The sequence below is a fragment of the Streptomyces sp. NPDC027962 genome, from assembly GCF_055566095.1.
Genome location: NZ_JBVHTA010000080.1, coordinates 1 through 8,758, shown reverse-complemented (window position 1 = coordinate 8,758; position 8,758 = coordinate 1). Strand labels below are relative to the sequence as shown.

General features: G+C 71.2%; 10 protein-coding genes and 1 pseudogene. 2 read left to right on the top strand and 9 right to left on the bottom strand.

Annotated elements, in window-relative coordinates:
* Window positions 1-39 precede the first annotated feature (39 nt).
* A complete protein-coding gene (locus tag ACZ4SA_RS36335) occupies window positions 40-150 on the top strand; it encodes a transposase (protein WP_468282936.1) in 111 nt (36 codons plus the stop codon).
* A 49-nt stretch (window positions 151-199) separates the two neighbouring features.
* On the opposite strand, the pseudogene ACZ4SA_RS36330 reads toward ACZ4SA_RS36335, so the two are convergent.
* Both ACZ4SA_RS36330 and ACZ4SA_RS36325 read right to left on the bottom strand, forming a co-directional pair.
* A pseudogene (locus tag ACZ4SA_RS36330) lies at window positions 200-433 on the bottom strand (type 1 glutamine amidotransferase family protein); the annotation flags it as partial.
* 417 nt (window positions 434-850) lie between these two features.
* On the bottom strand, window positions 851-1,753 hold the full coding sequence (locus tag ACZ4SA_RS36325; protein ID WP_468282933.1) for an FAD-dependent oxidoreductase: 903 nt from the start codon (window positions 1,751-1,753) through the stop codon (window positions 851-853).
* A gap of 94 nt (window positions 1,754-1,847) precedes the next feature.
* Here ACZ4SA_RS36325 and ACZ4SA_RS36320 point away from each other — a divergent pair, with 94 nt between their 5' ends.
* Window positions 1,848-2,045 carry a hypothetical protein gene (locus ACZ4SA_RS36320; RefSeq protein ID WP_468282930.1) on the top strand — a complete coding sequence of 66 codons (198 nt, stop codon included), beginning with the start codon at window positions 1,848-1,850 and terminating at the stop codon, window positions 2,043-2,045.
* 22 nt (window positions 2,046-2,067) lie between these two features.
* On the opposite strand, the gene ACZ4SA_RS36315 is transcribed toward ACZ4SA_RS36320, so the two are convergent.
* The 7 genes from ACZ4SA_RS36315 to ccrA form a co-directional block, all read right to left on the bottom strand.
* A complete protein-coding gene (locus ACZ4SA_RS36315) occupies window positions 2,068-3,219 on the bottom strand; it encodes a sensor histidine kinase (RefSeq protein WP_468282927.1) in 1,152 nt (383 codons plus the stop codon).
* Window positions 3,220-3,292: 73 nt separating this feature from the next.
* Window positions 3,293-3,463, bottom strand: coding sequence for a hypothetical protein (locus ACZ4SA_RS36310; RefSeq protein ID WP_468282924.1), 171 nt, complete (start codon window positions 3,461-3,463; stop codon window positions 3,293-3,295).
* Window positions 3,460-3,747: a hypothetical protein gene (locus ACZ4SA_RS36305; RefSeq protein ID WP_468282921.1), complete on the bottom strand. Its 288-nt coding sequence runs from the start codon at window positions 3,745-3,747 to the stop codon at window positions 3,460-3,462. The genes ACZ4SA_RS36310 and ACZ4SA_RS36305 overlap by 4 nt, the downstream gene beginning before the upstream one ends.
* 128 nt (window positions 3,748-3,875) lie before the next feature.
* The gene (locus ACZ4SA_RS36300; protein ID WP_468282918.1) at window positions 3,876-5,126 is read right to left on the bottom strand and encodes a nucleotide sugar dehydrogenase; all 1,251 of its coding nucleotides are present in this window, start codon (window positions 5,124-5,126) and stop codon (window positions 3,876-3,878) included.
* Window positions 5,127-5,179: 53 nt separating this feature from the next.
* Window positions 5,180-5,914, bottom strand: coding sequence for a PIG-L deacetylase family protein (locus tag ACZ4SA_RS36295; RefSeq protein WP_468282915.1), 735 nt, complete (start codon window positions 5,912-5,914; stop codon window positions 5,180-5,182).
* Complete coding sequence (locus tag ACZ4SA_RS36290; protein WP_468282912.1) at window positions 5,911-7,146, bottom strand: nucleotide disphospho-sugar-binding domain-containing protein; 1,236 nt, start codon at window positions 7,144-7,146, stop codon at window positions 5,911-5,913. The genes ACZ4SA_RS36295 and ACZ4SA_RS36290 overlap by 4 nt, the downstream gene beginning before the upstream one ends.
* A 112-nt stretch (window positions 7,147-7,258) precedes the next feature.
* Window positions 7,259-8,521, bottom strand: a complete 1,263-nt coding sequence (ccrA, locus tag ACZ4SA_RS36285; protein WP_468282909.1) for a crotonyl-CoA carboxylase/reductase — start codon at window positions 8,519-8,521, stop codon at window positions 7,259-7,261.
* Window positions 8,522-8,758: the final 237 nt, after the last annotated feature.

Here is an 8,758-nt window from a genome sequence, read left to right as displayed (position 1 = left end):
GCCGTCGCCGAAGTGATCATCGCGGAGACCGGCGGCGACATGGCCCGCTTCCCCTCCGCCAAGCACCTCGCCTCCTGGGCCGGGGTCTGTCCCGGGTCCGGGCCGAGTTCGCGGCGGACGAGCCAGAGGGCGAGTTCGAGGCCTGAGTGATGCCGCCGGCGGTGACGAGGTCGCCGTCGTCGACGACGCGGGCGTTCTTCAGGACGCCGCCCTGCTGCTGGAGGTCGGGCCTGGCCTTGTGGTGGGTGGTGCAGGGGCGGCCGCGGGTGAGGCCGGCGGCGGAGAGCAGCATGACGCCCGTACACAGGGCGCTGATGGTGAGCGAGGGGTGTACGGCGGCCGCGAGGGCGCGGGGCAGGGCGCTGCGGTCGATCTCCGCCCAGACGCCGGGTCTGTCACGTCGGGCATAGCCGCCGCCTGGGACGACGAGCACGTCCGCCTCGTCGGGGCCCAGGGCCGGACGCCCCGGATCAACGCGCCGTAGGCGGCGGTGACCGTACGGGCGCCGGAGGCCGACACGTAACGGACCTCCACCGGGCGCGGGGTGAAGAAACCGGCGGCGGAGAAGACCTCGCACGGGGCGGCGAGGTCCAGCTCCTCGACCCCGTCGAACATCACGACGTGGATACGCAGCGGCCGGGACGCATCGGCGGCGGCCGCGGGGATGGTGGCGGTGGCGCCTGCCAGCGCGCCCGTGGCGCCGAGGGCGGTGGTGGCGCGGAGTAACCGCCTGCGGTTCATGTGGGGCTCCTGTTCCCTACGCGTCGCTGACGTGGAGGGGGTCGGGCGCCGGTGCCCTGCGGTACCCCGCCAAGTCGCGGGAACCCGGCGTGCCTGTCCTCCGACTTCTTCACCGCACGGCACGGCAGCGGCGAAAGGCGGAAGATGGGCGGACTGGACATACGCATGCGCCAAGGAGTCCGGCCAGTCGGGCCATGAGGTCCAGTTCGCTGGGCCACACGTACCGGAACTGGACGATGTGGTCGCGGGAGTTGGCGGAGTCACGGAGGCTGTAGTGGGGCCACATCCGCTGGGTGACCGGGTCGTGGCGGGCCACGCCGATGTTGAGGCTGCTGTCCTCGGACTGGGCCGCCTCCATGAGCTGCCGGCTCTGCCTGGCCATCTCGAAGCGTGCGGTGTCCGAGACGAAGCCCTGGACGACGAAGAGGCCGTCGTCGGGCAGGAGGCGGGCGGCGTTGGTGAGGCAGCTGAGCTGCTCCCCGTCCGTGTCCTCGCTGAACTGGCGGACGCCGCAGCCCGCGCGTCGGGCGCGAAGCGCCAGCGGAGGCGAGCGGGACGTTACTACGGTGGGTCGGTTCCTCGGAGCCGGTGCCCCCGGGCCGGTCGGCGGAGGTTTCGGCGGTGGTGCGTTCGGACATCGTGGGTCACGCCCTCCCGGACGCAAACGGGTTGGGGATTTGAAGTCGGCGCTGACCAGGTCCTGGTCGATGACGCTGCCGGCGACGGTTCCGCTGGCCGCTGCCGCGACGACGGCGGCGAGCGGTATCGGCACGGTGGCGCGCCGGGCCCTGTCCCCCGCGGCGTATACACCGGGGACGCTGGTCTGGGCGAACTCGTTCACCTCGACGCAGCCGTCCGGGAAGCCCTCGCAGCCGAGTCGCTCGGCGAAGTCGGGACGCTGGTGGAGCGTCGTCTTGATGAAGGCGGCGTCCCGGTCGAGCGAGGATCCGTCGTCGATTCTCGTAAGCCGTCGGTGGAGGCTCCACCCGGGAGCTCCACCTGGCGGTTCCACCTGCCTCTCCACCTGCGGGACCAGGTGGGGCCGGGAGGCGGGTCAGTAGCGTTTCGGGGTAAATGTGGCTACCTCGTTCAGGAGGAGATTCCCCGTGGCCGTCTCCGTCGTGGTTCTGCTGTTACTCGGAGTGATCATCTTCTTCGTCTGGCGTGGCGGCGGGCTCAAGCTCGGCCATGCCGTTCTGTGTGTGCTGATGGGGCTCTTCCTCGGACAGACGGCGAACATCGGGCCGTGGCTGCTCAGCGGGACCTCGACTCTGACCGAGCTCATCGGGAAGATCCAGTTCTGAGGGCGGGGTTATTCGGGATGCGTCAGGCGGGCACCTGGGCCGTCACCACCCAGAGCCTGCCGTCGTCCTCCCTGGCCGCGGCGAGCGTGCCGTCGACCAGGGCGATGCGCTCGCGCATGCCCGTCAGGCCGTAGCCCGGGACGTGGTCCGCGTCCGGTGGGCCGGCCTGGCCGGTGGTGTTCTCCACCCTGAGGTGGACGGCGTCGGCTCCGAAGTCCACCGCGATCGCCACCCGCTCCCCCGCCGCGTGCTTCGCCGCGTTGGTCAGGGCCTCGCGGGTGGCCTGCAACAGCGTGACAGCGGCGGCCGGTTCTAGGCGCCGCTGCTCCCCCGTGATGCGCAGGGTGACCTCACCGGGGTGGTTCTGGCGGTGGGCCTCCACCAGCCGTTCGAAGGCTTCGGGGAGCGAGGGGACGTCCTCTCGCAGGGCCGCCACCGCGTTGCGGGCTTCCGTGAGACCCTCGTCCGCCAGGCGGTTGGCGCGGCGGACCCGGGTGAGCGCCGCCTCCGTGTCGCCCTTCTCGATGAGCGCCGTCGCCACCTTCAGCTGGACGGACAGGGCGCCCAGGGAGTGGGCGAGGACGTCGTGCATCTCCCGGGCGATCCTGGTGCGCTCGGCGAGCGCCGCCGCGCGGGCCTGTTCCCGCTGGACCAACCGGGACTGGTCGAGGAGCTGTTCGGCCTGTTCGGCGCGCAGCTGCGACTGGCGGCGGTTGAGGCCGAGGAGGGTGAGGACCAGGATCAGCAGCGGATAGCCGAGGACGTCGCTGAGCGGGCGGTCCGCGATCGTGCAGCTGATCCAGGTCAGGATCAGGCAGACGACCGTCACCGCGGCGATCAGTTGGCCCGACGGGGCCGTGAGGGATGTGAAGCGGCCCAGCGCCACGCAGAGCAGGATGACGGCCGTCGAGTCGTCCGCCGCGCCGACCACGAGGGCCGGGAGCAGGGCGCTGACGGCGAGCATGCCGGCGGCGGTGCGCGGGTGCCACGAGTGGAGGGCGACGAAGAGCAGCCAGGTGATGACCCCGAGGGCGTACACACCCCAGATCCACAGGCTGTCCTCCTCGGCCGTGACCAGGGCCACCACGACCATGCCGGTGCCGAGGAACTGGACGACCAGCCAGCCCGGGGCCAGTCGGTCGATGAAGTGGCCGCCGTCGGGCGTCGGTGTCATGCGCACTGCTCCGGGGAGGGGGTCGGCCGCGGCCCGCTACCGGGCCGCACCGCTGGGGAGGCGTCGGCGAACGCTACTTGACGCCGACCTTCTTGTAGATGACGACCATGGCGGTCAGGACGACCAACGCGGCGACGATCACGATACCGACCTTCCACAGGTGGTCCCGGATGAGGTGGTGGAGGATCTCGTCCTTCTCCGGGTCGCCGCCCGACGCGAGGGCGGTGAGCTGCTGCGTGATCACTTGCGTTCTCCTTGGCGGCCGAGGTAGTCGAGGACCGAGATCAGCGCGCTGCGCCGGATGCCGGGGCGGCGGCCGTAGCGGTCGGTGTTCAGCATGCGGCTCTGGCTCAGGGCCCGGGCGGCGGGTCCGACGTGCTTCTGCACGTCACCGAGCCGGCCCTTCCGCTTGAGGGTGATCACGATGGCGAATCCGATGATCAGAAGCACGGAGACGGCCGCGACCACCAGGGCGAAGCGGACCAGCATGACCGTCATGACGGTGTCGAGGTCCAGGGCAAGTTGCATGTCAGCGCTCCTTTTGACGAATGCCCTCAGAGTAGGGAGAGCCTCGGTACGACAAACCCACCCGACGGTGGAGACCGGGGCGGAGAAACCGCCTCCGCCCCGCTCTCCACCGGGGTGGGCCGTGGCTTCTAGAGGACGACGCCGGCGACGTCCGTGGCCGCGCCGCTGGTGTCGAACAGCCGGCGGGCCGTGCGGCCGAGGTGGGCCGTGTCGTACTCCCGGTGACGCTGGAGCAGCACGGTCATGTCGGCCGCGCCGAGGGCCTCGTCCAGGTCCGGTACGGACTCGATCCGGCCCTCCGGCCAGCTCAGGCCGTCGGCGTACGGGTCGTGGCACACGACGCGTACCCCGCGCTCGAACAGCGCCTGGGCGAGGGGCGCGGCGGGGGTGTGCCGGGTGTCGGCGGTGTCCGCCTTGTACGTGACGCCGAGCAGGAGCACCGTGGCGGTGTCGGCGGGCACGCCCGCCGTCTCCAACTCCTTGACGACCCGGTCGGCCACCCACAGCGGCATGCCCTCGTTGACGCGGTGCGCCGTCTCGGCCATGTGGAACGGCAGCCCCATGGTGGCGACGTGGTGCACCAGGTACAGCGGGTCGGCCGGGATGCAGTGGCCGCCGACGCCGGGGCCGGGCCGGAAGGAGGTGAATCCGTACGGCTTGGTCGCGGCCGCGTCGATGGTGTCCCAGACGTCGATGTCCATGCTGTGGCACAGCTGGGCGAACTCGTTGACCAGGGCGATGTTGACCTGGCGGTAGGTGTTCTCCAGGATCTTGGCGGCCTCCGCCTCCCGCATGCCGCGGGTCCGGTGGACCTCGGTGACCTGGCGGTAGAGCGCCACGGCCCGGTCAGCGCAGGCGGCGGTGAGGCCACCGACGATCCGGGGCGTGGTGGTAATGCCGTAGCGGGTGTTGCCCGGGTCGATGCGCTCGGGCGAGTACGCGAGGTTGAAGTCGGTGCCCGCCTTGAGCCCGGTCTCCTCGAGCACCGGCAGCACCAGGCTGTCGGTGGTGCCCGGGTGGGTGGTGGACTCGACGACCACCAGCTGGCTGGGACGGAGGTTGTCCCGTACGGACCTGATGGCGCCGAGCAGCGGTCCGAGGTCCGGGCGGTCCCCGCGGACGGGGGTCGGCGCACAGACGACGATCACCTCGCAGTCGGCGAGGACGGACGCGTCCGTGGAGGCGTCCAGCCGGCCGCTGAGGGCGCGGATGTCGTCGTGCGTGACGGTGTCCACCGGGGACTGCCCGGAGTTGACCAGGTCCACGCGTTCCTGGTCGATGTCGAAGCCGGTCACGTGGTTGCCCACGCGGGCCAGCTCGACGGCGAGGGGGAGCCCGGCGTACCCGATGCCGACCATGCCCACGCGCTGACCGCTCATGTGCTGTCTCCTTGCTATGAAGACGCGGGCCCTTTCGTGGGCCGGCGGCGATGTCATGACTGCCTGTAAGCCATCCGGTAGGGGACGAAGGACTCCGCACAGCCGAAGTCGAGGGAGGAGCCGGCGACGGCGTCCACCTGCCGGATCTGCTCGATCGACCGCGGCCCCTCGGCCCGCATCTGGCTGCCGTAGGCCCGCAGGGCCTCTTCCTTGGCGCCCCAGAACCGGGTGGTGTCGACGTGCACCCACCACGACTCGTTGTGCGCGGACCAGCGGTCCTCGACGCCCCGGTAGCCGAGCACCAGCTCGGGGGTGGGCTTGAGGCCCGAGGCCTGGACCCGGGCCGCGGCGAACGCGGCCCGGTGGACGGCCTGGTGGTCCTGGTGGAAGCCGCCGGCCGACGGCATCAGCATCAGCCGGGGCCGCGTCGCCACCAGCGACGCCTCCTCGTGCCGCTCGATCAGGTCGACCAGGGACCGCCCGCGGGTGGTGATGTCGAGGTCGCCGGTCTCGTCGACCCAGGCGATCGCCGCGCGGGTGACGCCGAGCGCGGCGCAGGCCTTCTCGAACTCCGCGAGGCGGGTGGACGGATCGCTGACGCTGCCGTACATGCGGGCCGCGCGGACCGTCACGCACAGCACGTGGACCTCGATGCCCTCGGCCGCCATGCGTGCGACGGTGCCGCCCGGGCCGATGGTCTCGTCGTCCGGGTGGGGGGCCACGACCAGGGCGCGGTCGCCCGGTCGCAGCCCGAACACGGCGGGCCCGTCGTGCGGTTTGGTGTTCACGCCTCGGCCCGCTCGTGTCCCGCGAGCCGCTCCAGGTGGGCGACGGCGGCGTCGATGCCGGGCAGGCCCAGCATCCGGCGGTGCGCGGTGCGGACGTTGGCGGTGATCTTCTCGTCGGTGAGGAGGCGCTCGCAGACCGCGGCGATGCCCTCGGGGGTGACCTCCTTGATGGGGGCGCCGAGACCGAGCTCGCCGATGCGCACGGCGTTGTGCGGCTCGTCGGCGTACTGCGGCAGGGTGGCCATTGGGGCGCCGGCCTTGATGCCCTCGCGGATGCCGTTGTAGCCGGCGTGGGTGAGGAAGACCTGGGCGCACTGCAGCAGCAGCGGCTGCGGGACCCAGTCGACGACGTGGACGTTGGGGCCGGGGTTCAGGTCCTCGACGGGCAGACCGCCGCTGGAGACGATGCCGTGACAGTCGAGGGCGGACAGCCCGCCGACGATGGCGCGCAGCGTGTCGGCCGGGTCCATCATGCCGTCGGGCATCTCGATGCCCATCAGCTGCATGCCCATCACGACCGGCAGCGAGGTGCCGACGGAGGCGAGGATGAGCGGCTTGTCACCGGACAGCTCGGCGAACTCCGGCGGCAGGCCGCCGTGTCCGTCGGTGAGCATCGGCTGGCTGTAGCGGAACGGCTCCGGGGACTCGAAGGCGTTGAAGGCGTAGCCCTCCGGCATGCAGTCGATGCGGCCGTGGGCGTAGATGGACCACTTGTCGTCCTGGACGGGCAGGCCGAGCTCCTCGCGGCGCTGGTTGAGCAGCGGGAGGAGACCGGCCGGGTCGATGAGGTTGCCGGCGCCGGACGGGGCGGAGATGTGCGGGATACCGAGCCTCTCGGCGATCAGGCAGCCAGAGAGCTCGCCGCCGTCGCGCAGGACCAGGTCGGGGCCGAACTCCTCGGCGAGCGGCAGCACGGCGCGGTAGGCGCTGGCGACCTGCGGGCCGCCGGCGAAGCCGATCAGCTGGGCGCGCTCGTCGACCTCCCCGTTCGGGCCGAGCAGCGACGGGGCCATGCTCTCGAGGTTCCCCCGGAGCTGGCGCATCTCCTGCATGGCGGCGATGAAGTTGGGCAGGACGGGCTCGACGCGGGCGCCGGAGTCGGCGTACACCTCGGCGAGGTGCGGCGGCAGGGCGACGACGACCTCGTGGCCGACCGCGGCGAGGGCCCGGACGAGGGGCAGCACGGCACGGGCGTGCCCCTGCGAGCCGGTGACGGTGGACAGAACGCGCATGACGGTGGAACCTTTCGGCGGAGTCGGTGGGAGGGGTGGCGCCCCGGACGGCGCCTCGAATGGCGCGCCGGACGGCGCTTCGGACGGCGCCTCGGATGGCGCGCCGAACGCGTCAGGACCGGGCGAAGGACGTGAGCCCGCGCTGCGGGGCGTTCACGAGGGCAGTCATGTTGCCCGCCGGGTGGGCGTTGTCGTACAGCATCTGGTGGGCAGGACCGATGTCCTCGAAGGTGCCGCAGTACGTGACGCAGGGGTCGATGCGGCCGCTGCCGACGAGGCTGATGACCTCGCGATTCTGCGCGGTGTCGGAGCCGTGCGAGCCCTGCAGGCGCTTGCTGCGCATCCACAGGTAGCGCAGGTCGAGGTCGCCGTTGTAGCCGCTGGTGCCGCCGCAGATGGCGACCATGCCGCCGTAGTCGCAGACGAACATCGAGGTGGGCAGGGTGTCCTGGCCGGAGTGCTCGAGGACGATCCGGGGGGCGCGGCGCTCGCCGAGGATCCCCCAGATCTTCTTGCCGAAGCGGCGCGCCTCGGCGCTCCAGGCCTCGGTGGCCGCCGTGTCGGTGACGTCGGGCAGCCGGCCCCAGTGGCCGAACTCCTTGCGGTTGATGAAGCCTTCGGCGCCGAGGTCCATGCAGAAGCGGCCGCGCTCCTCGTCGGATACGACAGCGATCGGGATGCCGCCGCGGTGGCGGACGATCTGGATGGCCATGGAGCCGAGACCGCCGGCGCCGCCCCAGATGAGGACCGGGTCGCCGGGGCGCACGGTGTGCGGCTCCCAGCCGCACAGCTGCCGGTAGGCGGTGGCGGCGGTGACGATGAAGCTGCCGGCGTGCTCCCAGGACAGGGTGGCCGGCTTGGGGTGGCACTGGTACTCGTCGACCAGGGCGTACTGGGCGAACGAGCCGTAGTTGGTCTCGTAGCCCCAGGCCTTGAGCGAGGTCGACCACAGCGGGTCGGCGCCCAGGCGCACGTCCTGGGCGGTCTCGTCCCACTTGGCGCCGGACATGATGACCTCGTCGCCGACCTTGACGTCCTTGACGCCCTCGCCGACGGCCCAGACGACGCCGGAGCCGTCGGTGCCGCCGATGTGGAAGTCCTCGGTGGCGCCGAACATCTTCTGGCGCATGCCGATCACGTCGATCGGGGTGCCGAGCGAGGCCCAGACGTTGTTGTAGTTGATCCCGGCGGCCATGACGTACACCAGGACCTGGCCGCGGCCGGGCTTGGGGGTGTCGACGACCTCGGTCCGGAAGGCATGCTTCGGCTCACCGAAGCGGTCCTGCCGGATCACCGAGGCGTACATCTGCGCGGGGACTTCACCGAGCGGGGGAAACTCGCCTATTTCATAAAGAGACTTGGGCACGTCCACCATTCCCTGGGTTTTCCGAGGTCGATTGCCGAGAACCGGCATGGAATGGATCCCATTCATTCGGCGAGAGCGGTCATCGCTGGCCGGGATCTTCGGATAGGGACGCTATCGAGGGCGGGAGTGCGGCAACACCCCCTAACCGCCCCTAGTGTCCTGAGTCGTTAATTCGTGTGCAGTAGGCGGCGAGGGTGTCGAGGATGTCGTCGGCGGTCTTCGTCCAGATGAACGGCTTGGGGTTCT

Coding starts and splice junctions, on each gene's coding strand:
- ccrA (WP_468282909.1), bottom strand. CDS start 8,521: ATGGTGGACGTGCCCAAGTCTCTTTATGAAATAGGCGAGTTTCCCCCG.
- ACZ4SA_RS36290 (WP_468282912.1), bottom strand. CDS start 7,146: ATGCGCGTTCTGTCCACCGTCACCGGCTCGCAGGGGCACGCCCGTGCC.
- ACZ4SA_RS36335 (WP_468282936.1), top strand. CDS start 40: ATGGCCCGCTTCCCCTCCGCCAAGCACCTCGCCTCCTGGGCCGGGGTC.
- ACZ4SA_RS36315 (WP_468282927.1), bottom strand. CDS start 3,219: ATGACACCGACGCCCGACGGCGGCCACTTCATCGACCGACTGGCCCCG.
- ACZ4SA_RS36305 (WP_468282921.1), bottom strand. CDS start 3,747: ATGCAACTTGCCCTGGACCTCGACACCGTCATGACGGTCATGCTGGTC.
- ACZ4SA_RS36300 (WP_468282918.1), bottom strand. CDS start 5,126: ATGAGCGGTCAGCGCGTGGGCATGGTCGGCATCGGGTACGCCGGGCTC.